Source organism: Litorivivens lipolytica (assembly GCF_014191715.1).
In the GTDB taxonomy this organism is placed as follows: domain Bacteria; phylum Pseudomonadota; class Gammaproteobacteria; order Pseudomonadales; family Spongiibacteraceae; genus Litorivivens; species Litorivivens lipolytica.
In genome coordinates this window covers 996709-1015389 of sequence record NZ_JACHWY010000001.1, presented here as the reverse complement: position 1 = coordinate 1015389, position 18681 = coordinate 996709, and the positions used below count along the sequence as shown (strand labels likewise).

Below are 18681 nucleotides of genomic sequence, written 5' to 3'. Positions count from 1 at the left end.
CTATCTCCTTATCAACTCCAAGAAAGGAGTGCAGCTGTGTCAAATCTCGGCGTGCGCAAGTCTGGCCCCCTCTCAAAAACCTTAACCTGCATTGTGGTTAGTTCCGCGCTGTTTTCACCGCGAGTTTACGCTCAGGACATGTTGCTGGCAGACGCCTCTGGCATGGATGATCTGGCTGAGCTGTCGCTTGAGCGCTTGATGGAAATTGACGTTTTCTCCGTCACCAAAACCCCGCAACCCTGGCGTCGAGCGGCCGCCGCGACCTATGTGCTGACCGGCGATGACATTCGGCGTGCCGGTGTCAGCAATTTGCCGGATGCACTCAAACTGGTGCCCGGCTTAACGGTGGCCCAGGTTGATGCCCATACCTGGGCGGTCACCGCGCGTGGTTTCAACTCTACCCTGGCCGACAAGCTGGAAGTGTTGCTGGATGGGCGCAGTCTCTACACGCCGCTGTTTTCCGGTGTGTACTGGCACAAAAACAACATCCCCCTCGGCGACGTCGAGCGGATCGAGGTAATACGTGGGCCGGGCGCGGCACTCTGGGGAGCCAATGCCGTTAACGGGGTGATCAATATTGTGACCCGCCGAGCAGGCGAAACGCAGGGCAACCAGCTGGCGGCCGGTGCGAGTCACACCGGTGAACGCTACGCCTATCTGCGCAGCGGGTTTAGCACGGAGTCCGCGGCATCTCGTTTATATGTCAAAGGTGAGGCGGTATCGGATTACCGGACGCGCAGTGGGCGCGATGCCGAAGATGGCTACGATGCCCAACGCGTTGGATTTCGCTCAGATCTGACTGTGGCAGGTGGCAGTGAGCTATCACTCCAGGGTGAAACCTACCGTGACAGTGTTGATCGCTTGGGTGGTGGCCGTGACGAAGAGCAGAGAACGGATTTCTTGATGGCAACGCTTTCGGCGCAAGACGATGGCTTGCCGCGCTATGACATTCGATTGATTGCTGAGGCCAGTGACTACGATATTAACGGTCTCTTTCATGAAGACAGGGATACTTTTTCGGCAGAGTATCGCCATCATTTTCACTTAGGGGAAAGGCATCAGGTTGTCGCGGGCCTTGGCTATCATCTGACGAAGGATGAGATTGAATCGCCCAACCTCAACTCACTCGCTTTTCTTCCTGAGAGTGCGCGGGATGAAACCTATGATGTTTATGTGCAGGACGTCTACACCGCGATTCCCGACCGCTTAAAACTGACCTTCGGTGTCAAAGCCGAGCACAATGATTATTCCGGGCTTGAGATCCAGCCTTCGCTCCGCCTTGCCTATACCCCGGATGATGAAACGACCTATTGGTCTGCGCTGTCACGCGCGGTGCGTATTCCAACCCGACTCGACCATGACTTCGTGATTTATGCGCCGCAACCGGCGCCTGCGGGCATTGTGATCATTCGCGGTAGTGAGGATTTTGAAGCCGAGGAGCTGATCGCCTGGGAAGCGGGCTATCGTAACCGTATCAATGCGATCAGCAGTGTCGATCTCGCGCTGTTTTACAATCGCTATGACGAACTTCGCGGCGTCGACTCCAGTGCCTTCCCTGCCTTGATTTCCAATGAGGGTGAAGGCGACAGCAGCGGTGCCGAGCTGGTCTTGAACTGGAATCCGAACGAAAGCTTTATCACCCAGCTCGGCTACAGCTACCACCATGTTGATTTTGAGCGTAAGCGTGGCAGTACCGATACCAGCATTGCCAATGCCAACCGCAATGACCCACGTCATCAGGGCTTTGTCCGGGTCAACTGGCGCTTGAACAAACACGTCAATCTCGATGTGAGGCTGCGCAATGTCAGCGAATTGCCTGACCTGGCGGTGGCCGGATATACCGAGATGGATGCGACATTGAACTGGCAAATTAGCGAAGGGCTTAGCGCCAGTCTGCTGGGCAAAAACCTGCTCGATCCGCAGCACGCCGAATTCAGGGCGAATAACCAAAGGGTAGAAATCCCCCGAACAGTGCAACTCAACCTGCGTTTGGATTTTTGACGATGAGTGGGTTGATTCACAATACGTCTAGCCCTGTTAGGCGGCGCCTTGCATATAGTCTTGCGCTAATGCTACTGATCTCGCCGATGGCAGCGGCCAATGAAATCGCCTTGGGCGTAAAGGCTGCTTTTCTCTATAACTTTACTAAATTTATTGAGTGGCCGGCATCGGCTGCGGATACAAACGGTCGCTTCAACCTTTGTATCGCTGCGTCACTGGCGGATACCCGGCAGATCGAACGCGTTGTCAACGGAAAATCCACCCAAGATAAATCGATCGATGTTCGCTTTGTCAGTGAACGAGGTCAATTGAGCGACTGTCATATGCTCTACAGTAGCGGCGAAGCGCCGTACTGGTCAGAACAATGGTTACGGGAGACCGTTACCTTGCCGCTTGTAACCGTGGGGGAAGGCGAGGATTTTATCGAGCGTGGCGGGGTGATCGGATTGATTATCGTGGACGGCAAGGTGCGTTTTGTTATCCATGAAGCGCGGGCGCGTGAGCAGGGGATAGTGATCAGTAGCAAACTCCTGTCCTTGGCGCAGCGAGTAGTCAGGTAAGGTCATGTCTATCTTGCACAGACTCAGCGCACTGCCCATTCGACACAAGATTCTGTTGTCGATAATCGGCACCAGCCTGATTGTTGTACTGCTCAGTACAGCGGTCTACCTCACGGTGGGTTGGGTCGGGCTGAAAAATAAGGCTGTTGATGAGATTGAAACGACGGCCAATATGTTCGCCCAGAATGTTTCTGCTGCACTGAGTTTCGGAGACGTTAGCGCGGCAGGAGATCTCCTTCTTTCCCTTAAAGCATTAACTGAGCTAGAGCGCGCCTGTGTCTATGATAAGAATGCCGGTGGCGTTTTATTTGCGTCGTATACGCCCGCTGCTAAGGGACTTCAATGTCCAAAGGAATTGGCGGCGGTGCCTGAGGACTTGGCAGGATCGCTATTGCACCGTGAAAAAGTCTTTGTCGGTCAGGATCAGCTGGGTACCGTGGTTCTACAACGCTCCACCGACGATCTCCAGGGCGCTATGGGGCTTAGTGTTCTGGTTGCTGTTGGTATGGTGTTGGTGAGTTCGCTGATTGCCTTTCTGCTGACGAGCTTCTTCCGGAGATTAATCGAACAGCCGATTACCCAGCTGGTTGCGACCACGCAACGGGTATCAGAAGAGAGTGATTTCGGATTGCGCGCAGAGAAGTTCGCCAATGATGAAATTGGCACCTTGTTTGACAGCTTTAATGGCATGTTGGCGCAGATTCAAAGTAGAGATCTGGCGCTGAGTCTTGCCCATGACGAATTGAAACAGCAGGTGACCGAAGTTGAAGAGGCGAACGCCGCGCTGAATACAACACTAAAACAACTTCGTGAAACCCAGGAACAGCTGGTCAATCAGGAAAAGATGGCTTCGTTGGGTGGTTTGGTGGCGGGTGTTGCCCATGAGATTAACACGCCTATAGGAGTGGGAGTCACAGCCGCCAGCACCCTGCACGCGGCCACCGAAGATATGTCGGCAAGCTATGAGGCCGGGCGCTTAACCGATAGTGGCCTGCGCAAATACGTACAAACGGCAATACAATCAGCAGGTATTTTGCTGAATAACCTCAATCGTGCTGCCAATCTGATTCACAGTTTCAAGCAGGTGGCGGTTGATCAGACCAGCAGTGAATTGCGTCAGTTTGATCTCCATAATTACCTTGAAGAGATTTTGCTAAGTCTTCTTCCCAAACTTAAAAAAACCAATATATCGGTAGAGTTGAACGTGCCGGACAATCTTTTGATGCAGAGTTTTCCTGGTGCGTTTTCTCAAATCATTACTAATTTGCTGATGAATTCATTAGTACATGCTTACCCCGACACTAAAGAAGGCACGATCCGGATTGATGTTGATCAAGAGGGTGAACAGATTGCGCTGCATTATCGAGACGATGGGGTTGGTATGGACCGAGCTGCCTTGGATAAGGTGTTCGACCCTTTCTTTACCACAAGGCGCGGTGACGGTGGCAGCGGGCTTGGCATGCATATTGTGTATAACCTGGTGACGCAGCAGCTGCGCGGGCGAATCCGCATGGATAGCAAACCTGGAGAAGGGGTACATGTGACATTGCAGATTCCCCAAAAGCTCTCAATGGAGGAGGTGGCCTAATGGCGGGCAATGACGCGTTGAATCTGGCTGGAGAAGAGAGTGATCTCGGTTCGGGACATAATGGGCTTGAACCTTGGCATTTGCTGGTCGTGGACGATGACAGTGAAGTCCACGATGTAACCCGCTTAGCGCTCGATGGTTTTGAATTTGCCGGCCGGCCACTGGCTATTCATTCGGTCTACAATGGTCAGGAGGCCCGAGACTACATGGCGACACACACCAACACGGCAGCTATTTTGCTGGATGTCGTGATGGAAAGTGACACCGCCGGACTGGATTGCGTGCGCTACATTCGTGAGAACTTGGGGAATCGTTTCGTTCGAATTGTTCTACGCACCGGTCAGCCCGGTCAGGCGCCGGAATATGATGTGATTACCCATTACGATATCAACGATTACAAGGAAAAAACTGAGCTGACCCGCCAGAAACTCTTTACCTGTGTGTATACCAGCCTGAGTTGCTATCGGGATCTCGTGGCACTGGAAAAAAACCGACGGGGCTTGGTTCGTGTTATCGAGGCCTCGGCTGACCTGTTCCGCTTGAGTTCGCTCGATGACTTTGCCCAAGGCGTTCTGGAGCAGCTGTCAGCACTTATGTACCTGGATCAGGATCTCCTGGTGGTGCGCACTTCAGGGCTTGCTCTGGAGAGTGGAGAAGACACCTTTCAAGTTGTTGCATCGACCGGTAAGTTTGAAGGTCTGGATTGTGAAGAAAAGCTTTGGTCGAAGCATCCGGATGTCAGGCAGCGCATTGATGATACGCTTGCAACGCAGAGCAATCGCTACGGCCAGGACTACGTTGTGGCGCTCTACACGACACAGAAAAATACCCAGAATGTGCTCTATATATCGGGTGATAAGCCAATTGACGTACCTGATGTATCACTCGTCGAATTGTTTGCCCGTAATGTGGCAATTGCCCACGAAAAGCTCTGCTTGATTAACAGCAGAGACTGATGGGAAGTGAGATGTAACGATGAATGATGTACTAAAGTTACGCCCAGAGAATGATTCACCTGCGGATGTATTCGAGGAAACACCGTGGCAGATATTGGTCGTGGATGACGATGAAGAGGTTCATCGTATTACCGAACTAGCATTGTCAGAATTTGTCTATGCCAATCGGCGACTCGAGTTTATTAACGCCTATTCTGCCATCGAAGCGCGCGAGAAGCTGTTAGCCAACCCCGGTGTGGCATTGATCCTGCTCGATGTTGTGATGGAAACGGACGATGCGGGTTTACGCTTCGCCCAGTTTGTGCGTCAAGATATAGGCAACAGTTTTATCCGCATTATTCTGCGAACCGGTCAGCCGGGTCTGGCGCCGGAGCGTCATGTGTTGACGGTTTACGATATCAATGACTACCGCGCCAAAACCGAGCTGACACAGGATAGGCTTTATACCGTGGTTTATACCGCCTTGTCCTCCTATCGCGACATGATGGCACTGGCCCGAAGTCGACAGCAGTTGGTGGGTGTGGTTGAGGAGTTGGAAACCCTCTCGGAAGTTACTTCGCGCAGCTTTCGGCAGGCACTGAAGACACTGGTCGCCGATACTCAGGTTATCTACTACGAACTTGAGAAAGATATATCTCCCACCCAGCACCGGCAGTTGCAGGATGTGCTCGAGCTGAGTCGAGAGCTGTTCCGCAAGGTGGATGATTTGGCGCGCTATTCGGAGAGCGGGCGCTATAACGAACTTCGCGTGCCGGTGGATCTATCGACGCTGGTCGACGATGTGCGCCTGGATTTACGTGAATCGATTGAGGAGATGCAGGCAGAGTTTGATTGCGATGATCTGCCGGTGGTGATGGGTTCTCGCCGACAGTTGTATCAGGTGTTTTACAACCTGATCTCCAACGCTTTGCGGTTTCGTAGCGAGCAGCCACCCAGGATCGGTATTGAGGCTAAGAAGGACATGGATGTTTGGCGATTTGCGGTATCCGACAATGGCATAGGTATCTCGGATGCCGATCGTCAGAATGCGTTCTCCCTGTTTCGGCGCGAAAATTCCCGCGATGTACCGGCGAGTAGTGGTGTCGGTCTGAATATCTGTCGCAAAATCGTGCGCTGGCATGGCGGCACAATTGATTTAAAGGGTGATCCCGGAGAGGGAACCCGCGTTGAATTCACCCTTCCCCTGATTTCGTGAGAATGTTGCGATGCAGACGCTGAATAGCGAGCGGGATGCATATCGCAATTGCCTCGATCGCATGCTGCGCGCGACGACGCAGGGAACACGTATACACGGGCTAAAGGTACTGGACGTCGACCGTTTTCGCCTCATCAATCAGGTGGCGGGTTTTAATGCGGGTGATGAATTCCTCGGCCATCTTCATAAAACGCTAAGCGCCTCGCTGCTGGAAGGTGACCGACTTTTCTATCTGGGTGAAGACAGTTTCGCCATGCTTTGCCCCTACCGCGGATTGAAAGAACTATACGCAGAAAGTGAGCAGCTTTTGGACGAGCTTGGCGGCCGCCAAGTGACCCTTGGTGGTATTTGTTTGGATGTGCACTTTTCCATCGGTGTAGCCCAGACTGAAGAGACGGATCAAAGTTGGGAGGCCGCAACGCTGCGAGCGGAGCGCGGGCTGTTTAAGGCGAAATCCGATGGTGGCAGTTGTGTTCGCGCCGAGTTGACGCAAGATGGCGAGCCGCATCAGGCGCCAGCACAGACTCCTTGGGTAGAGTGCATTCACCATGCTTTTTTGCACGACGGTTTTTCACTTGTCTACAGCGAGCTCGTAGATAGCGACTTTGTGCTAACCGATATCTTGCTTAAATCGGGGGGAGAGAGCGTACCTATCGCTGATTTGAGAGTCGAACTTGGCTCTATGGACTTGTTATTGGCGATGGACCGCTGGGTACTCACCAAACTGTCTGAATCCTCAACCTTGGCCAATAAAACGCTGGTCCGCCTGAGTCGCGCCTCGGTTTGCGCGCAGCAGTTTATGCGTTTTCTACAACGCCTGCTGACGGCTCATCCCGAACTTGCCGATAAACTCTGGTTTGCGGTTTCCGAGCGCGAGTTAGCCGATGTGCGCCCACAGTTGCAACAATTTCTGGAGGCCCTCAAAGGCTTGGGTTGCCATGCGGTATTACTGGACGCCGGCACGACGGCGGATAGTCTGGGTCATCTTAGCGAGTTGTCGGTTTCGACCGTGACCCCCTTTCCGCAGGCGCTGAATTATCAGCCCGACCTAAGAGAGGCTGTGATTCAGGCGATGGAAGGGGTTGCGGGAGCTGTCGGCAAGGACTTTATCGGAACGCCCTTTTCTTTATAGACCCACCTTCACGCAGCGTCACGAAGATGCCTGCGTTGCAACTCCGCTAGCATGATCTCTGCATCAACAATGCGTTTTACCGCTTTAAGCAGCGCTTCCGCCTCACGATAATGCCACTGGAGGTAGGCGAGCCATTGCTTGGTCGGCGAGCAGGCGTGGCGGGGTGTACAGTTTGTTTTTAGATCCTGCTGGAAGCCGATCAGGTGGGTGAGCACCTGCTGCCACGGCATGTTGGCTTGATGGGCGTTCTTCAGCGTTAGTGCCAGTGCCGGGTGGGCCAGCATGCCGCGCCCGAGCATCACGTCGTCGCAACCACTGAGTTCTTTGCAGCGCTGATAGTCTTCGCGATTCCAGATTTCGCCGTTGGCAATCAGCGGGATGTTCACGCGCTCGCGTACGTTTCCGATGGCTTCCCAGTGCGCTGGCGGTTTGTATCCCTGTGCCTTGGTACGGGCGTGGACAATCAGCTCGGATGCGCCCGCCTCAGTCACGGCGTTAGCGACCTCCAGCAGGGGCGACGCGTCGGCGTAGCCCAAGCGGATCTTCACCGTGAGTGGGGTTGCGGGGGCGAGGGTGCGGCGAATTTCGGAAACAATGCGGTGTATCAATTCCGGTTCATCCAAAAGCACTGAGCCGCCACGGTGTTTGTTCACGGTTTTGGCGGGGCAGCCAAAATTCAGATCGATACCGGCCGCACCAAGCTGTTCTGCGCGCGCTGCGTTATCCGCTAAACAGGCTGGGTCGCTACCCAGCAATTGCAGGTAAACGGGAACACCGGTAGGGGTTTGGCTGCCGCTTTCCAGTTCCGGGCAGTAGCGATGAAAGACCCGGGGGGGCAACAGTTGGGTAGTGACGCGAACAAACTCGGTGACACAGCGATCCAGCCCGCCAACAGAGGTAAGCAGGGCGCGCATTCGGGCGTTGACTACACCCTCCATGGGAGCAAGGTAAATCTTCATTGGTGCACGCGGATTCGATGGGCGCGCAGTATACCGCCGGCAGGGCAACTGAGCCAATCCGGGGGTGTCTTTCGTAGAAGGGGAAAGCTCAGTAGACTGAGCCCTTCGAGGAGTAGACATGACCGTTAAACAACATCTCTTATTTGCCATTGTTTGGATCGTTGCCGCAGGCGTACTTGCGGTGTTTGGGCAGAAGCCGGCGCAGCCTGATCTTCTGGCGCTGGAGGACGAGTTATTCAGCGACGAGGCCGCGCTGTTTGGCGATGAGGCTTTCGGTGACGAGCCCTTTGCCGACGGCGGGCAATCTTTCTTTGCCGAGCTGTCAAACGATGAGGCTATGGCGCGTGACGCGGCTCCTCAACAGGCAGCAGCGTCGGCTGGCGGGTCACCGGTTGTTGCCGTGCTCGATGAAGCTGTACTGGTTCAGCAGGGTGAGGTCTACCGCTTTTACTGTTGCGTCCGTGATGCCAAGGCAGACACCGATGCATCTCGGCCGGATCTCGTTGACCTGAGGCGCGATGAGCAGGCCACCCGTCTTGCCCGCACCTATCACCAGAAGCTCTATATCAACCCCTTCGCGCTGGCTGGAAAGGTGAAAATTGAAGCGTCACGCAGTCAGGGTCGGATGAATTATACGGTTTATCCCGGCAGCGACCCGCAGGCTTTTGCGGCCCTTGGGCTGCAACCGGGCGACAATGTATTGGGTGTTAATGGCGTCTCGCTGCAGCGCAGCGATGCCATTCCGGTGCTTTACCAGCAGTTGGCAGCAGCGGACTATGTGGCGGTTACCCTGGAGCGTCAGGGGCGTCCTGTCGTAGTGCTGCTGTCACTGGCTGCGTCGGTCTGAACAACAATAACAGGAATAGATTTATGACGGTAAAACCTCAACACGGCGGTTCAACGGCGCGTTTTCTTCTGGCAGTTGTATTGCTGCTGGTAGTCGGCGGAGGGGTATTGTTCAAGCTCTATGTCGCCCCACAAGTGGGCGATTTTCGCGTGATTCTCAACGCGATCGTGGGGTCCGGAATTGATACTCCGGAGGAATCCCGCCTGAAGCAGACCCTTAACATTGATGAGCGCTTTACCCTGCGTATTTTTGCGGCGAACCTGCCCAATGCGCGCTGGCTGCTGCCAACCAGCCGCGACGACCTCTTGGTGTCGCGGCCGCGCAAGGGCGATATTGTCCTGCTGCATGCCGACAGCGATGGGGATGGTCGCTCCGATGGCCGTGAGACGCTGTTGACCGAGTTGAATATGCCCCATGGCATGACCTTGATCGGCGACTGGCTGTATATCGCCGAACAGGATGCGATTGGCCGGGTAAAATTCAACGCTCAAGCGCGCGCAGTGGAGGGGCCGTTTCAGCGCTTGCTGAGTGGTCTGCCGGGTGGCGGAAATCACTGGGCAAAAAGTCTCGAGCTGGGGCCGGATGGTTGGCTGTATTTTAATGTTGGCTCCAGTTGTAACGTGTGCACAGAGGAAGACACGCGACGCGGCAGCCTAATGCGGATGCGTCCAGATGGCAGTGGCGCTGAGATCTACGCGGCAGGTCTGCGCAATGCCATGGGCTTTGCCTGGGCGCCCTGGGATCAGGCGCTCTATGCCGCCGATATCAGTCGCGACTTGTTGGGCGACGACTATCCGCCGGACGAGCTGAATCTGGTGGTCGAGGGGGGCTTTTATGGTTGGCCCTTTGCCAATGGCTTTGGTGATGCGGATCCGGATCTGGGTAGCCTGAAGCCCGACACGCTGGATACCATTGACCCCGTGTTGGCCATACCTGCCCATACCACGCCGCTGGGGCTGCATTTTCCTCGCCATGAGAGCTTGGCCGAGGCTTTTCCGCGTTCAGCCTTTATGGCTCTGCATGGCTCCTGGAATCGCTCCGTCCCTGACGGTTACCGACTGGAACTGCTGCAATGGCAGAGTGATGGTCAGATCTCGGTGCAAACACTGGTCGATGGATTCTGGACTGGTGACGATTTGGTGGGGCGTCCGGTGGACGTTGAAGAGGATAGCGCCGGTAATCTCTACCTGTCCGACGATTACGGCAGTGCGGTTTACCGCCTGAGCCTGAGTTCGGATTTGCCCTGATTTTACCTATGAGCTTGACCGTTTCTGCAATAAAACCGGGACCTTATGTGGTGCTATACTCTGCGCCAATGCTGATACTGTCCTGATACGGAGACGTTCATGAGTGATTTCAAGAAGTGGGAGTGTGTGATCTGCGGCTTTGTTTACGACGAAGCGGAAGGCCTCCCGGATGATGGCATTGAGCCAGGCACCAAGTGGGAAGATGTGCCCGAAGACTGGGAATGCCCGGACTGCGGCATCAGCAAGTTTGACTTTGATATGGTTGAAGCCTGAGAAGTGTTAACTTCTTCGCGCGCATCGGCTGGCAGCGTGCGATACTGAAAGGGTTCAATTTTCAGGAGAATACAGATGATTCGTGGTGCGTTGGTACTGGTAATCGCAGGGCTGCTTGCGGCGTGTGCGCCCGAGGTAGGTAGCGAAGCCTGGTGCAAGGATATGGATGCCAAGCCCAAGGGCGAATGGACGGGTAACGAAGCCAAGGATTACACCAAACACTGTATTTTCTGAGGCCGTTAGCAGAACCAAAAAAGGGAGCAAGTTGCTCCCTTTTTTGTGCCCGTCTGTTAGGGCTTAGACCAGCTCGATAGCCGTGGCCAGCGCTTCACCACCACCGATACACAGCGCCGCAATGCCGCGCTTCTTGCCGTATTTCTGTAGGGCGTAGATCAGGCTCAGGATGATGCGCGAACCGGTTGAACCGATGGGGTGGCCTTGGGCGCAGGCACCGCCGTGAACGTTCACCTTGGCGTGATCCAGATCGAGATCGCGCATGGCCAGCATGGTGACCATGGCAAAGGCTTCGTTGATTTCCCACAGGTCCACGTCGTCTTTGGTCCAGCCAGTTTTCACGTAGAGTTTTTCTACCGCGCCGATGGGAGCGGTCGTGAACAACTCCGGCTCATGAGAGTTGCGGCTGTGAGCAACGATGCGGGCCAGCGGCTTCAATCCACGCTTTTCCACTTCGGCGCCGCTCATCAGCAGCAGGGCAGAGGCGCCGTCGCTGATCGAGCTTGAGTTGGCTGCGGTTACGGTGCCGTCTTTCTTGAACGCAGGTTTAAGGGTCGGAATTTTATCCAGATTCGCTTTGCCGGGCTGCTCGTCGTGTTTAACGATGATTTCGCCCTTGCGGGTTTTAATAGTGACAGGTACGGATTCCGCATCGAGGCTGCCGTCTTCAATGGCTTTCTGGGCGCGCTTTAGGGATTCGATAGCAAAGGCGTCCATGGCTTCGCGGGTCAGGCCGTTGTCGTCGGCAGTAGCCTGGGCAAATGCACCCATCAGGCCACCTTTGTAGGCATCCTGCAGACCATCGTAAAACATGTGATCTTCGAGGCCTTTGGCACCGGTGCCAACACCGCCGCGAGCGCCATTAACCAGGTGAGGCGCGTTGCTCATGCTCTCCATGCCGCCGGCCAGGGCCACGCTGCAGGTACCGGCCTTGATCATGTCGTGGGCATAAATGGTGGTCTGCATGCCAGAGCCGCAGAGCTTGTTGACGGTTACGCAACCGGTGGTTTTGGGGATGCCGGCACCCAGAGCCGCCTGACGTGCGGGTCCCTGCTTCAGACCGGCTTGCAGTACACAGCCCATAACCACTTCTTCGATATCCGCGGCGTCAATGCCAGCGCGCTTTACAGTTTCAGCCATGGCGGTAGTGCCTAGCTCAACAGCGGTTGCGCCACTTAATGAGCCCAGCAGGCCACCCATGGGGGTACGGGCACCACTGACGATATAGACGGAATCGGAAGACATAACAGACCCTCACACAAGTTCGAACTATGAAATGAGGGCGCATTTAGCCATGTTGACGCCGCCATGACAAGCAATGGCGGCGCACAGCGGTTCTGCGCGGATGGCTGAGTGGGGCGTTGTTTAGGCGGCCTTGCTGTCCTTGTCGCCGCTCCCGCCTGCATAAAACTGGCTGAACCATTTGCGGAATTGGGCAATCGGGCCGTCGCCGTCACAGAGGACAGGTTGGGGGCGATACACCTTGTTTTCCCAGATCGGCATATCCTGTTGCACCTGCAGGGCGACGTTGGAAATTACTGCCTGTGACATGATTTCCTGACCGGCGTTCATATCTTTGGGCTGGGTGAAAACAAAGCGCAGATGAACGGTTTTGGCATCGATGGGCGTCACAGTGCCCATCATAAAGGTCTCAAATACGCCACTGAATCGCTGCCAGGTCTGCCCCGGGCCATTGCTGGACGTGTCGAGGAAGGAATCGCGGAACAAGGTGCCGGTGGTGTCGAAGGTTCCGTCTTCGAAAATCTCCGGGGCCTTGCTGACGAAGTGAGCGTGGCGCTGGAAGCCTTCGTGCTTCACTTCGCCCTTGGGCACGTCCTGATTGCCGTGCACGTACATAAAGTGGGCTGCATCGCAGCCGTTTTCCGCGGTTTCCTGAATGTGGGAGTGGAAGGTCCATTCGTAAGTAGAGATGTCGGTCCAGTCATCGCTGTTCAGCTCCGCGAGCTCTTCTACCTCAAACAGCGGGGCGATGTTGTCCGGGTGGTACCACACCCAAACCGCCTGATTTTTTTCGACGGTAGGGTAGGCGTAGATGCAGGGATTACCACCCGCGACCTTCGGCGGCATATTCCTGGCGTAGGGTACGTTTTTGCATACACCCTCGCCGGAAAACTCCCAGGCGTGGAAGGGGCAGGCGATATTGTCTCCCTTCACTTTACCGCCGTGACCGAGATGAGCGCCAAGGTGGGGGCAGTAAGCGTCCAGCACTTTCGCCTCACCGGACTCCGTGCGGAACATCACCATCTCGCGGTCAAAGTAGCGAACCGGTTTGACGTCGCCGGGCTGCAAATCTCGGGATAGGGAAACGCAGTACCAGCCAAAGGGTATAGGCAGCTGTGCGGTGTTTTCCATGGTCGACTCTCTCTTATAGGGTGTGCCGGCGCCGCATTGCGCCGTGCCTGTGAATTAACCGGATGAGTGCGATTATCAGACCGCGCCCGGATAAAAGTACACACGTGTTACCCGATTCTGACGCGATTGTAATCTTTTGCAAGTGTACTGGTTTAACCCTTCGGGCCAGTGCCCGGAGAAAACAGTTTGCCCCGCACATTGGTGCGGTATTGCTTTGGTGTCACCCCGTATTCCCGTCGAAAAAGCCGGCTGAAGTAGTTGGGGTCAAGAATGCCGCTGGTCTGGGCGATATCACTGATGGCGAGGTTGCTTTGCTGGAGCAATTCCCGCGCCGTTCGCAGACGGATGGTATTCAGATAGTCGAGTGGACTTTGTCCCGTTGCCTGTTTGAAACGGCGAGTGAGGCTGCGTTCGCTGAGCCCGGCCTGCTCGGCGAGTTGCGACAATTGGATCGGGCCTGAGAAGTGCTTGCTGATATAAGACTGCACCAGCGCTATCGCCTCGTCCCGGTGCAGATCGGTCTGTCCAACCCGATAGGCGTGTGAGTGAAAGGGGCGGCGAATTTCCGGCGAAAACTGCCGTTCTACGCGGTGGGCAATGGTGGTGCCCCAGCGCTCGCCAATGATGTGCACCAGCAGGTCGGCAATGGAGTTGATACTGCCTGCACAGTAGATGCGTTCCGTTTCCGTAATCAGATAATTGCGAATCAGATCGACCTCTGGGTAGCGTTCGGCGAAATCCTCGAAGTAGTGCCAGTGTGTCGTCGCAGGCCGCTTGTTAAGCAAACCCGACTCGGCCAGCAGATAACTGCCCGTGCCGACCGTGCACAGTGTGCTGCCCGAACGATATTGCTCATTCAACCAGCCGCTCAGAGGCTTTAGGTCGATGCCTTTCAGGGGGTGGCGCCAGCGCGTGGGCAGGATAATCAGGTCGAGATTTCCGGCTTCATCCAGACTCGCTTCGGGGCTGAGGCTGAGCCCGCCGGCGGCTTTTACGGGCTCGCGGTCAAAACCCAAAAGCTGCACTTGGGGAGCTTTCTGACGCGCCATACGCAGTTGATCGCTGGTGGCTTGAAGCATCTCTAGCGGTAGCGAGAGGCTCGATGTCAGCGCATTGGGGAGGGCTAGCAGGGCAATGTTGACCATGAATATATGTGGCTTTAAAGTGCTATAAAGTGACTATATTATACTAATTGCTTGCGTGTAGCTTGCCTAGAATCTGCCCCTAAGTTTTCGATGTGGAGCAGGTTTGGTGGCACGGTTACCGGTAATCACAGGTTTTGGCGGGATTAACGCAGCGGGACGCTCGTCTTTCCATCATGGCTATCGACGCATGGTGTTGGATGCCCTGCCGGACGATAAGGTCAACCGTACCTTGCAGAGCTTGTCTGCCCTGATGGGGGTGCCCGTCACGGACCGGGAATTCATTCTCAACCACACCCTGGTTCGCAAGATAGAAGCGGGCTACTTCGATACTGAAGCGATTCCCTGTAATAAACACATGCCTTTGGCGCCGGCCGGAGAAGAGCTGAGTTTTGTCACCCGCGCACGCAACCTGCCGGAAGTGATTCCCCCCAATTGGAAGGTGACAGAAATCGACAAAGGTCGAGTGCGTGTGGATATGCACGGTGCCAGCGATTTTCTGGTACAGACCACCCGCGTCAGCGAAGTGCGGGCGGCGGGGCAGTTGCCAACCGGTTTTGATCCCGGTGCGCTCTATGCCTCGCGCAGCCATCCCCGCGGGCTGCAGTTGTCGATTTTTGGCGCCTCCGATGCTATTCAGTCTGTGGGTATTGGCTGGGAGACGCTGTTGTCGGCGGTGCGTCCGGATCAGGTCAGCGTGTATGCCAGTTCGGCCATGGCCCAGCTCGACGAGAATGGCAACGGGGGCTTGTTGGCCGCGCGGCTCGGTGGCAAGCGGGTAACCTCCAAGCAGCTGGCCCTGGGGCTGGCGGATATGCCGTCGGACTTTGTGAATGCCTACGTGTTGGGGAGCATTGGTAGCACCGGCCCCTCGCTCGGTGCCTGCGCTACCTTCCTGTATAACTTGCGCGCAGGGGTTCAAGATATTCGCAGCGGGCGGGCACGTATTGCCATCGTCGGCGCCGCTGAGGCACCGATTACGCCGGATGTGATCGACGGCTATGCCACGATGGGGGCATTGGCCACCGATGCCGGCCTGATGAAACTCGATGGGGTGGATTCGCTGGATGATGCCGCCTACCGCCGGGCTTGCCGACCGTTTGGGGACAACTGTGGCTTTACGGTCGCCGAGGCGACTCAATTTGCGGTATTGATGGACGATGAGCTGGCGCTGGAACTGGGCGCGAGCATATACGGTTCGGTTCCCGATGTATTTATCAATGCCGATGGCTACAAAAAATCTATTTCATCGCCGGGGGCCGGCAACTATCTAACCGTGGCCAAGGCGGCTGCGCTGGTTCGCCAGGTATTGGGTGAAGAGACGCTGCGCAATCGCAGCTTTGTGCAGGCACACGGCACCGGTACGCCACAGAATCGCGTGACCGAATCTCACATTCTCAACGAAGTGGCCAAGGCCTTTGGCATTGACGGTTGGCCCGTTGCGGCGATCAAGGCCTATCTTGGTCACACCATCGCCTCGGCCAGTGGCGATCAGCTGGTGAATACGCTGGGTGTCTGGAATGACGGTATCCTGCCCGGTATTGCGACCGTGAAGGAATTTGCATCGGATATTCACCGCAGCCATTTAAGTTTGAGCCCGGAGCATCGCGAGATCGACGCCGATGCCGCACTGCTGAATTCCAAGGGGTTTGGCGGCAATAACGCCACCGCGACGGTGTTTTCACCGACTGCGACTCGCAATTTGCTGACTGCCCGTCACGGCAAGGCAGCATTGGCGGCCTGGCAGGAAAAACAAACTCAGGTGGCTGTCGCGGCCCGTGCCTACGATGAGGCTGCGCTTGCCGGACAATCGGAAGTGATCTACCGCTTTGATCACAATGTGCTCAATGGCGAGGAACTCAGTGTCAGCGATACCCGTATTTCCCTGCCGGGCTACGCCAACCCCGTGGATCTGAAGGTCGATACACCCTACGCCGATTGGCTGTCTTCCTGACGCCGCTACCCGAATTCCCTGCCGGGGCAGCAGACCTTTGCTGCCCCGAGTCGCCCGACGGCGTCAAACCTGCCTGTTTTTCCTTAAAAATCGCTAAGGTGGCCCCACCCGGCAAGACAAGTCCGCGCTTTCATGGTTGAATGTGTCGCCCGGGGAGCAGTGGCAACATTGTCATCTGCAGGCACCAGCTGCTGGATGGAGACACACATTGAAGAACGAAGCAAAAGCGCGGGTCGTCATTAATATGCCGCGTGAAAAGGCCTGGGCGCAGTTGCGCGACCTGAGCCTCGCCCACAACTATGTACCGGGCATTATAAAGACTGAAATAACCACCGAGAAAACAGAAGGTGTCGGCGCCAGCCGAAAGGTTTACCAGAGTGAAACCAAGGCGCTGGATGAAACCGTCGTGGAGTGGAAGGAAGGCCACGGTTTTCTGATCCGTCTGCACAAAGGTGACAAGGGGAGTCAGCCTCCATTTAAGGAAGCGTTTTTTCGCTATCATCTGGATGATGCCGGCAACAGCCAGACGGCACTTACCACCTCACTGATTTACACCATGCGCTGGGGCTGGTTCGGCGAGTTTCTGCAAAACCGCTTTTTAGCCGGCATATTTCGCTCGGTGATTCGTGATGTGGCGATCAGCATGAAAGCCTTTTACGAAAGTGGTGAGCCCACCACGCCCGCCAAACTGAAACAAATCAAAGCAGACATGAAAAGCTAGTGTTATGGATGCCTTGCAACTCCTGCTAGAACGGAACTCTGCACCTAAACTCACGGAGCCCGGCCCCACGCCGGCTGAGCTTAAAACGCTGCTCGATGCGGCAGTCCGGGCTCCCGATCATGCGCGACTTCGGCCCTGGCGCTTTTTGCTGATTGAAGGGGAGGCGAGGCACGCGCTGGGTGAGGTTTTCGCCCGCGCCGCGGCGCGGCGTAACCCCGATACTACCGATGCTGATCTCGACAAGGCGCGCAGTAAGGCTCTGCGCGCGCCACTGATTATTGCCGTCGTCGTCTGCTATACCGAACACCCCAAAGTCCCTCTGTTAGAACAGCAGCTTTCAGCGGGTTGTGCGGCTCATAGCATTCTGCTGGCGGCCGAGACGATGGGATACGCTGGTATCTGGCGTACTGGCGCGAATGCCTTTGATCGCGAGGTTCTGGCTGAATTGAATCTGGCCGAGCACGAATCGCTGGTGGGTTATCTCTATATCGGTAGTCGGGACGGACGACCGAAACCCTTGCCTGGCTACGACAGTCAGACGTTTGCCAGCACCTGGCCGTCTGAATAACTGTGGTAACGCATCTTTGAACGCTTATACCTGAAAACCGGAGCGACCATGCAGACCTTTGAAACGCTTGCCGTGACTGTTGAAAATCATATTGCTCACGTTCAATTAAACCGGCCGGAAAAGGCCAACGCCATGAACCTGCCCATGTGGGGTGAGTTGCAGACCTGCTTTGAAGCCTTGTCTGACGAGCCGGATGTGAGAGTGATCGTGCTCAGCGGCGCCGGCAAGAATTTCTGCGCCGGTATTGATCTGGATATGTTTGCCTCAATCGCGGGTGATGCCAAGCAAGAGCCCGCACGGGCTGCTGAACAATTGCGTCAGACCATTTTGCGCTTGCAGGGTAACCTTACGGCGATCGAGAAGTGCCGCAAACCGGTTTTGGCTGCCATCCACGGTAACTGCGTAGGCGGTGGTATTGATATGGTGAGCTGCTGCGATATGCGTTACTGCGCTGACGATGCGGTTTTTTCCATCAAGGAAATTGATATCGGCATGACGGCCGATGTCGGCACTTTGCAGCGTCTGCCACATATTATTCCGCAAGGGGTTGTGCGTGAGTTGGCATATACCGGGCGAGATGTAGAGGCCGGTGAGGCCTATGAAATCGGCCTGGTTAATCAGGTCTATGAAAGCCGTGAAGCCTTGCTGGAAGGCGTAATGGCAATAGCCGCAGATATCGCCAGCAAATCCCCATTGGCCATTCGTGGCACCAAAGAGATGCTGGTGTACACCCGCGATCATTCGGTTGCCGACGGCTTGAATTACATCGCGACCTGGAACGCGAGCATGCTCAGTCAGGCCGATGTGATGGCGGCGCTGACCGCACGCATGGAGAAAAAGGTGGCAAAGTTTGACAGCTAGGCTGACCGTTCACATCACTGTGCCAGCCAGTTGATTTGCTAAGATAATAACCACAACGAGAGTGATCGCA

18 protein-coding genes are annotated in these 18681 nt (G+C 55.6%); 14 read left to right on the top strand and 4 right to left on the bottom strand.

Features of this window, described 5'->3' with window-relative positions:
* Nucleotides 1-36 precede the first annotated feature (36 nt).
* The 6 genes from FHR99_RS04680 (at nucleotide 37) to FHR99_RS04655 (ending at nucleotide 7432) form a co-directional block, all read left to right on the top strand.
* Nucleotides 37-2001, top strand: a complete 1965-nt coding sequence (locus FHR99_RS04680) for a TonB-dependent receptor domain-containing protein (RefSeq protein WP_183409372.1) — start codon at nucleotides 37-39, stop codon at nucleotides 1999-2001.
* Between the two features lie 86 nt (nucleotides 2002-2087).
* A complete protein-coding gene (locus FHR99_RS04675) occupies nucleotides 2088-2561 on the top strand; it encodes a YfiR family protein (protein WP_183409371.1) in 474 nt (157 codons plus the stop codon).
* 4 nt (nucleotides 2562-2565) lie between these two features.
* Nucleotides 2566-4149, top strand: a complete 1584-nt coding sequence (locus FHR99_RS04670; RefSeq protein WP_183409370.1) for an ATP-binding protein — start codon at nucleotides 2566-2568, stop codon at nucleotides 4147-4149.
* Nucleotides 4149-5105 (top strand): DUF3369 domain-containing protein, encoded by a 957-nt coding sequence (locus FHR99_RS04665; RefSeq protein ID WP_183409369.1) that lies wholly within the window; start codon nucleotides 4149-4151, stop codon nucleotides 5103-5105. Before FHR99_RS04670 ends, FHR99_RS04665 begins: the two co-directional genes overlap by 1 nt.
* Nucleotides 5106-5124: 19 nt before the next feature.
* Entirely contained in the window at nucleotides 5125-6300 is a 1176-nt protein-coding gene (locus FHR99_RS04660) for a sensor histidine kinase (RefSeq protein WP_183409368.1), read from the top strand.
* A gap of 10 nt (nucleotides 6301-6310) precedes the next feature.
* A complete protein-coding gene (locus tag FHR99_RS04655) occupies nucleotides 6311-7432 on the top strand; it encodes a diguanylate cyclase domain-containing protein (protein ID WP_183409367.1) in 1122 nt (373 codons plus the stop codon).
* An 8-nt stretch (nucleotides 7433-7440) separates the two neighbouring features.
* Here the strand turns inward: FHR99_RS04655 and FHR99_RS04650 are convergent, their stop codons facing one another.
* Nucleotides 7441-8391: a tRNA dihydrouridine synthase gene (locus FHR99_RS04650; protein WP_183409366.1), complete on the bottom strand. Its 951-nt coding sequence runs from the start codon at nucleotides 8389-8391 to the stop codon at nucleotides 7441-7443.
* Nucleotides 8392-8509: 118 nt separating this feature from the next.
* Here FHR99_RS04650 and FHR99_RS04645 point away from each other — a divergent pair, with 118 nt between their 5' ends.
* The 4 genes from FHR99_RS04645 to FHR99_RS04630 all read left to right on the top strand — a co-directional run bounded on the left by FHR99_RS04645 (nucleotide 8510) and on the right by FHR99_RS04630 (nucleotide 10992).
* Nucleotides 8510-9238, top strand: coding sequence for a hypothetical protein (locus FHR99_RS04645; protein WP_183409365.1), 729 nt, complete (start codon nucleotides 8510-8512; stop codon nucleotides 9236-9238).
* A gap of 23 nt (nucleotides 9239-9261) precedes the next feature.
* A complete protein-coding gene (locus FHR99_RS04640) occupies nucleotides 9262-10485 on the top strand; it encodes a PQQ-dependent sugar dehydrogenase (protein ID WP_183409364.1) in 1224 nt (407 codons plus the stop codon).
* Nucleotides 10486-10584: 99 nt separating this feature from the next.
* On the top strand, nucleotides 10585-10758 hold the full coding sequence (locus tag FHR99_RS04635) for a rubredoxin (RefSeq protein WP_183409363.1): 174 nt from the start codon (nucleotides 10585-10587) through the stop codon (nucleotides 10756-10758).
* 75 nt (nucleotides 10759-10833) lie between these two features.
* Nucleotides 10834-10992 (top strand): DUF3012 domain-containing protein, encoded by a 159-nt coding sequence (locus FHR99_RS04630; RefSeq protein ID WP_183409362.1) that lies wholly within the window; start codon nucleotides 10834-10836, stop codon nucleotides 10990-10992.
* Nucleotides 10993-11055: 63 nt separating this feature from the next.
* Here FHR99_RS04630 and FHR99_RS04625 read toward each other — a convergent pair whose 3' ends face one another.
* From FHR99_RS04625 to FHR99_RS04615, 3 genes are all read right to left on the bottom strand, one after another.
* Nucleotides 11056-12237, bottom strand: a complete 1182-nt coding sequence (locus tag FHR99_RS04625; RefSeq protein WP_183409361.1) for a thiolase family protein — start codon at nucleotides 12235-12237, stop codon at nucleotides 11056-11058.
* A 120-nt stretch (nucleotides 12238-12357) separates the two neighbouring features.
* Nucleotides 12358-13365 (bottom strand): Rieske 2Fe-2S domain-containing protein, encoded by a 1008-nt coding sequence (locus FHR99_RS04620; protein WP_183409360.1) that lies wholly within the window; start codon nucleotides 13363-13365, stop codon nucleotides 12358-12360.
* Between the two features lie 152 nt (nucleotides 13366-13517).
* The gene (locus FHR99_RS04615; RefSeq protein WP_183409359.1) at nucleotides 13518-14510 is read right to left on the bottom strand and encodes a GlxA family transcriptional regulator; all 993 of its coding nucleotides are present in this window, start codon (nucleotides 14508-14510) and stop codon (nucleotides 13518-13520) included.
* A gap of 106 nt (nucleotides 14511-14616) precedes the next feature.
* Between FHR99_RS04615 and FHR99_RS04610 the strand changes: the two genes are divergently transcribed.
* The 4 genes from FHR99_RS04610 (at nucleotide 14617) to FHR99_RS04595 (ending at nucleotide 18611) form a co-directional block, all read left to right on the top strand.
* Nucleotides 14617-16461 carry a beta-ketoacyl synthase N-terminal-like domain-containing protein gene (locus FHR99_RS04610; RefSeq protein WP_183409358.1) on the top strand — a complete coding sequence of 615 codons (1845 nt, stop codon included), beginning with the start codon at nucleotides 14617-14619 and terminating at the stop codon, nucleotides 16459-16461.
* Between the two features lie 208 nt (nucleotides 16462-16669).
* Nucleotides 16670-17182 carry an SRPBCC family protein gene (locus FHR99_RS04605; protein ID WP_183409357.1) on the top strand — a complete coding sequence of 171 codons (513 nt, stop codon included), beginning with the start codon at nucleotides 16670-16672 and terminating at the stop codon, nucleotides 17180-17182.
* A 4-nt stretch (nucleotides 17183-17186) separates the two neighbouring features.
* Nucleotides 17187-17750 carry a nitroreductase family protein gene (locus FHR99_RS04600; RefSeq protein ID WP_183409356.1) on the top strand — a complete coding sequence of 188 codons (564 nt, stop codon included), beginning with the start codon at nucleotides 17187-17189 and terminating at the stop codon, nucleotides 17748-17750.
* Nucleotides 17751-17798: 48 nt separating this feature from the next.
* Nucleotides 17799-18611 carry a crotonase/enoyl-CoA hydratase family protein gene (locus FHR99_RS04595; protein WP_183409355.1) on the top strand — a complete coding sequence of 271 codons (813 nt, stop codon included), beginning with the start codon at nucleotides 17799-17801 and terminating at the stop codon, nucleotides 18609-18611.
* Nucleotides 18612-18681: the final 70 nt, after the last annotated feature.

Coding starts and splice junctions, on each gene's coding strand:
- FHR99_RS04675 (WP_183409371.1), top strand. CDS start 2,088: ATGGCAGCGGCCAATGAAATCGCCTTGGGCGTAAAGGCTGCTTTTCTC.
- FHR99_RS04670 (WP_183409370.1), top strand. CDS start 2,566: ATGTCTATCTTGCACAGACTCAGCGCACTGCCCATTCGACACAAGATT.
- FHR99_RS04665 (WP_183409369.1), top strand. CDS start 4,149: ATGGCGGGCAATGACGCGTTGAATCTGGCTGGAGAAGAGAGTGATCTC.
- FHR99_RS04660 (WP_183409368.1), top strand. CDS start 5,125: ATGAATGATGTACTAAAGTTACGCCCAGAGAATGATTCACCTGCGGAT.
- FHR99_RS04655 (WP_183409367.1), top strand. CDS start 6,311: ATGCAGACGCTGAATAGCGAGCGGGATGCATATCGCAATTGCCTCGAT.
- FHR99_RS04650 (WP_183409366.1), bottom strand. CDS start 8,391: ATGAAGATTTACCTTGCTCCCATGGAGGGTGTAGTCAACGCCCGAATG.
- FHR99_RS04645 (WP_183409365.1), top strand. CDS start 8,510: ATGACCGTTAAACAACATCTCTTATTTGCCATTGTTTGGATCGTTGCC.
- FHR99_RS04640 (WP_183409364.1), top strand. CDS start 9,262: ATGACGGTAAAACCTCAACACGGCGGTTCAACGGCGCGTTTTCTTCTG.
- FHR99_RS04635 (WP_183409363.1), top strand. CDS start 10,585: ATGAGTGATTTCAAGAAGTGGGAGTGTGTGATCTGCGGCTTTGTTTAC.
- FHR99_RS04630 (WP_183409362.1), top strand. CDS start 10,834: ATGATTCGTGGTGCGTTGGTACTGGTAATCGCAGGGCTGCTTGCGGCG.
- FHR99_RS04625 (WP_183409361.1), bottom strand. CDS start 12,237: ATGTCTTCCGATTCCGTCTATATCGTCAGTGGTGCCCGTACCCCCATG.
- FHR99_RS04620 (WP_183409360.1), bottom strand. CDS start 13,365: ATGGAAAACACCGCACAGCTGCCTATACCCTTTGGCTGGTACTGCGTT.
- FHR99_RS04615 (WP_183409359.1), bottom strand. CDS start 14,510: ATGGTCAACATTGCCCTGCTAGCCCTCCCCAATGCGCTGACATCGAGC.
- FHR99_RS04600 (WP_183409356.1), top strand. CDS start 17,187: ATGGATGCCTTGCAACTCCTGCTAGAACGGAACTCTGCACCTAAACTC.
- FHR99_RS04595 (WP_183409355.1), top strand. CDS start 17,799: ATGCAGACCTTTGAAACGCTTGCCGTGACTGTTGAAAATCATATTGCT.